Source organism: Burkholderia sp. ZZQ-2 (genome assembly GCF_050768715.1).
Lineage (GTDB): Bacteria > Pseudomonadota > Gammaproteobacteria > Burkholderiales > Burkholderiaceae > Burkholderia > Burkholderia cepacia.
In genome coordinates this window covers 1-2,799 of the sequence record NZ_LDVA01000155.1, presented here as the reverse complement: position 1 = coordinate 2,799, position 2,799 = coordinate 1, and the positions used below count along the sequence as shown (strand labels likewise).

Below are 2,799 nucleotides of genomic sequence, written 5' to 3'. Positions count from 1 at the left end.
GCAGGAAGCCTTCGGCGACGAGCTGCTCGTAGACGGCGGCCGTCGTGTTGCGCGACACGCCGAGCATCTCGGCCAACGCACGCGTGCCGGGCAGCCGGGTGCCGGCCGGCATCGCGCCGCCGAGAATCGCGTCGCGCACGCGGCGCAGCAACTGACGCTGCAGCGAGGGCGTGCGCGCCAGCGGCGCGTCGAGCGGCAGCAACGGCGCGTCGCCGGAAGGCAGGATTGTCGTCATCGGAACATCGCAGCGTGAAAATGTCGGAACGTGGCGGACGGCTAGTTGCGGACGGCTAGTTGCGGACGGCCAGTTGTGGACGGCCGGTTGCGCACGGCCAGCGGCGCACAGCTTGTGGCACCATAAATTTGCCGATCTCTGGCGCTTCTCATGGTACCTCGCCACGACTACGATCGTCTGCATGCCGGCATGTCGCCGGCCGCCAACCGAAGCGAGATCGACCTTGTCCACGCTCACCAACGCTTTCCAGCAATCCATCGGCCACCCCGTTCCCGACTGGTCCGCGCGCCCGCGCCCGGAGCGCATCGTGCTCGAAGGCCGCTACTGCCGGCTCGAACCGCTCGACGCCGAGCGCCACGCGGCCGACCTGTACGCCGCCTACGCTCAGGCGCCGGACGGCAGCGACTGGACCTATCTCGCACACGGCCCGTACACCGACGAGTCGAGCTACCGCGACTACGCGCGCGGCGCGCAGGCGAGCGCGGATCCGCTGCACTACACGGTGATCGACCGTGCCACGGGCCACGCGGTCGGCACGCTCGCGCTGATGCGCATCGATCCGGCCAACGGCGTGATCGAGGTCGGCTCCGTCACGTTCTCGCCGCTGCTCAAGCGCACGCCCGTCTCGACCGAAGCGCAGTTCCTGCTGATGAAGTACGCGTTCGACACGCTCGGCTACCGGCGCTACGAATGGAAATGCGACGACCTGAACGTGCCGTCGCGCAAGGCCGCCGCACGGCTCGGCTTCCGCTACGAAGGCACGTTCCGGCAGGCGATCATCTACCGCGGCCGCAATCGCGACACTGCATGGTTCTCGATCATCGACGGCGAATGGCCGGATGTCCGCGCCGCGTTCGACGCGTGGCTCGCACCGGAAAACTTCGATGCGCAGGGTCAGCAGCGCCAGTCGCTCACCGCGATCCGCCACGCGCAGGCGCGCGCGCGCGATGCGGCCGGCCGCGCGCACGACGCGACGCGCGTCACGGTGCGCCCGCTCGTTGCCGCCGACGAAGCCGCGTGGCGCCCGCTGTGGCAGGGTTATCAGAAGTTTTACGACACCGCGCTGAGCGACGCGGTGTTCGCGACGACGTGGGCCCGCCTGATGGATCCTGCCGAGCCGATGTTCGTGCTCGGCGCATTCGATGCATCGGGTACGCTGGTCGGGATCGTGCATTCGATCTACCACCGCTCGTGCTGGACCGAAGGGCCGTACTGCTATCTGCAGGACCTGTACACCGCGCCCGACGCACGCGGGCAAGGCGCAGGCGGTGCGCTGATCGAGGCCGTGTACGACCATGCCCGCGAAGCCGGCGCGAGCCGCGTGTACTGGCTCACGCACGAAACCAACACGACCGCGCGCGCGCTGTACGACAAGCTCGCGAACAACGCCGGGTTCATCCAGTACCGGCACGACGTGAAGAAATGACGTGATTCCGCGGCCGGCCGGCGTTCAGCCGCGAACGTCGGCCGGAACGTATGCGTCGTCACCCTCCACCGTGACGCCACACGCCGCGCCGGTTGCACCGGGCACCGACGCCGGGCGGATCATCTCGTCGCCATTGGCCGGCACGGGCCGCCGCACCGGCCGGAACACCGGCTCGCCCGGCTCGATCGGCTGCCCCGAGATCGCACAACGGCCCGGCTGCAACGCGACGCGCAAGCGCCAGCGCTGTTCGCCGTAATGGCAACGGCCGCTCTCGACCCAGCGAACCAGCAGCGCGTCGTCGCCGGCCTCCAGCACCGTGACGAACAGTTGCGGGCGCAACGGCGAGACGGCCGCAGCGGCATGCTCGGGAGCAGGCGCTCCGCCGAGCGTCGCGAGCGGATGCGCGGCGCCGCCGCGCGGCGGCATCGCATCGTGTTCGCCCCGTGCCGGCGCATCGCACGGCACGTCTTCTTCGCAAATCAGGCTTTCCATGGTGTTGAGCATGCTTGACGGATTTCCGTGCAGGTTGAACGGCGCCGCGCTCAGCGCCGGCCCATCGGTTCGCGCAGCAGCGACAGGCCGATCGCCGCGCCGGTGACGGCGGCCGCGAGCATCAGTCCGATGCCGCCCGACCAGCCGAATGCACCGACGATCGAGCCGATCGCCAGCGGCCCGATCACCTGTCCGAGATAGTTGCCTTGCACGACCCAGCCGATGCTCAGCGGCGCCAGCGACGGCGTCGGCGCGGAGCCCGGCGCGCACGCGAGGATCGTCGCCGGCAGCATCCCCGCGATCGCCGAGAACGCGAAACCCAGCGCGACCGCGAGCGGTGCCGGCGTGGCCGCGCTGAAAAGCCCCGCGCCCGCCGCGCCGATCGCGACCGACGTCGCAGCCATGACGATCCCCGGCCGTGCGCCGCGCGACAGCAACCAGCCGGCCGTCAGGTTGCCGATCACGCACGCGGCGACGATCGCCGCGCTGATCAGCCCCGCCGCGCCGACCGCGACGCCGAGGCGCTGCATCAGGAAAACCGGCAGGAACGTCATCGCCGCGAAGAACTGCACGTTGTAGGTGGCGAAACCCAGCGCGAGCAGCGTGGTCGACCGCGACGCGAGCACGTCGCGCAGCGCGGGCCCGA

General features: G+C 70.2%; 4 protein-coding genes. 1 reads left to right on the top strand and 3 read right to left on the bottom strand.

From position 1 onward, the window contains the following. On the bottom strand, window positions 1-235 hold a 235-nt coding region (locus ABY44_RS09240), incomplete at its 3' end, for a GntR family transcriptional regulator (protein WP_431641132.1). Between the two features lie 223 nt (window positions 236-458). On the opposite strand from ABY44_RS09240, the gene ABY44_RS09235 reads away from it, so the two are divergent. Next, on the top strand, window positions 459-1,661 hold the full coding sequence (locus tag ABY44_RS09235) for a GNAT family N-acetyltransferase (protein WP_060170589.1): 1,203 nt from the start codon (window positions 459-461) through the stop codon (window positions 1,659-1,661). Window positions 1,662-1,685: 24 nt separating this feature from the next. Here the strand turns inward: ABY44_RS09235 and ABY44_RS09230 are convergent, their stop codons facing one another. Both ABY44_RS09230 and ABY44_RS09225 read right to left on the bottom strand, forming a co-directional pair. Then, window positions 1,686-2,165 (bottom strand): DUF3331 domain-containing protein, encoded by a 480-nt coding sequence (locus tag ABY44_RS09230; protein ID WP_060170587.1) that lies wholly within the window; start codon window positions 2,163-2,165, stop codon window positions 1,686-1,688. Between the two features lie 38 nt (window positions 2,166-2,203). Next, window positions 2,204-2,799: MFS transporter (locus tag ABY44_RS09225; RefSeq protein ID WP_431641131.1), on the bottom strand; the 596-nt coding region annotated here is incomplete at its 5' end.

Coding starts and splice junctions, on each gene's coding strand:
- ABY44_RS09230 (WP_060170587.1), bottom strand. CDS start 2,165: ATGCTCAACACCATGGAAAGCCTGATTTGCGAAGAAGACGTGCCGTGC.